Raw genomic sequence first — 1,440 nt, 5'->3', positions numbered from 1 at the left:
GGTCACGACATTCCTCGGTGTCGGCATCATGTCGTGCGCGCGGCCGGTCCCGCTGGACCGCGTGTTCCTGCTGAATCCGGGGCAATCACTCGACGTCGGCGATCGGCGTCTCATCGCGTTTCGCCCACCGCTGTTCGACAATCCGAGCACGGTCGGGTTCTACGACGAGGGCAGCAACTCGTGCTTCTCCTCGGACTGTTTCGGTGCGCCGATGCCCAGCGCCGAACTCGCGACCGCCGACGACGTGGGCTACGTGCCCAGCGATGCGGTGCGCGCGGCGCAACACCTCTGGGCGGCGGTGGACAGCCCGTGGGTGCGCATCGTGGACGAGGGCAAATTTCTTGCCACCGTCTCGGAGCTGCGCGCGATGGACCCGCAGCGGATCCTCAGCACACACCTTCCGCCCGCCGAGGGACGCACGCCGGAATATGTGGAGATGCTGGCCGGGGCGCCGTCCACCGATCCGTTCACCGGGCCCGATCAGGCCGCGCTCGAACAGATGCTGGCTAGCTTCGAGCCGCCGACGAGTTGAACCATCGCGACCGCCCGGCGGGCATGGGATGCGCGGAACCCGGCACCGGGTGGCGGCTAGCGGTTCCCGTACATTGTCCGTACAGTGAGGTGTATCTAGCACGGCGCTCGCTTCGCGCCTAGTGAGGGGCATCGACATGACCGCCAAGACGCAACGAGTCGAAGTACGGCTCGACAAGGAACGACAGGCCCAGATTCAGGCCGCCGCAGATGCGGTCAACGAGACGCTGAGCGAGTTCATTCGTGCCGCGGCTTTTGATCGTGCGGACCGGATCTTGGCGTTGTCGAGCCGGACCCTGATGCCGGCTGAACAGTTCGACGCGATGATGTCCTCGCTCGATGAGCCCGACGAGGCGCCTGCGCTGGCGAAGGCCGCGGCCAAGCCCCGAGTCTTCGTGCGCCGGTGAGCTGGATCTCGACGGCCATCTCCGTCGACCACAAACTCAGCGAGTTCGACTGTGGCAAGCCCGTTCTCGACGACTGGCTGCAACGGATGGCATTGCAAGCCGAACAGCGCTGGACGAGCCGCACTTACGTCTGGATCACACCGGACGATCCGACGGTGCGCGCGTATTACGCCATCGCCCCCACCCAGCTGGAACGTGACGTGGACGGCTTGTCGCAGTCGCTGTCATCCGGGCTGAAGATCGTCCCGGCGTTCCTGCTGGCGAAATTCGCCCTCGATCAGCGGTTGCACGGGCAGGGGCTGGGTGAGCAATTACTCGTCGACGCCGTCACCAAGATCATGGGAGCAGCGCAGACCACGGGCGGGCGTCTCATCGTTGTCGACGCCATCGACGAATCCGCCGCCGCGTTCTATGCCAAGTTCGGGTTCACGCGGGTCCGCAATACCGATTACCGACAGGTCATGAATTAGGCGAGCGCGATGTCGGCGTTCGTTGTGGACTT

Annotated in this window: 2 protein-coding genes and 1 pseudogene; all 3 read left to right on the top strand. The window is 65.1% G+C overall.

Annotated elements, in window-relative coordinates:
- Positions 1–532 (top strand): annotated as a pseudogene (locus tag ACFWPJ_RS32760) (MBL fold metallo-hydrolase); the annotation flags it as partial.
- 136 nt (positions 533–668) lie between these two features.
- Positions 669–938, top strand: coding sequence for a DUF1778 domain-containing protein (locus tag ACFWPJ_RS32755; protein WP_378857381.1), 270 nt, complete (start codon positions 669–671; stop codon positions 936–938).
- A complete protein-coding gene (locus tag ACFWPJ_RS32750) occupies positions 935–1,408 on the top strand; it encodes a GNAT family N-acetyltransferase (RefSeq protein WP_378857379.1) in 474 nt (157 codons plus the stop codon). The genes ACFWPJ_RS32755 and ACFWPJ_RS32750 overlap by 4 nt, the downstream gene beginning before the upstream one ends.
- Positions 1,409–1,440: the final 32 nt, after the last annotated feature.

Origin of the sequence: Nocardia sp. NPDC058497 (assembly GCF_042720195.1) — a bacterium.
Taxonomy (GTDB): Bacteria; Actinomycetota; Actinomycetes; order Mycobacteriales; family Mycobacteriaceae; genus Nocardia.
Note: the sequence above shows the minus strand (reverse complement) of the source record. Positions and strands in the feature narration are given on the sequence as shown.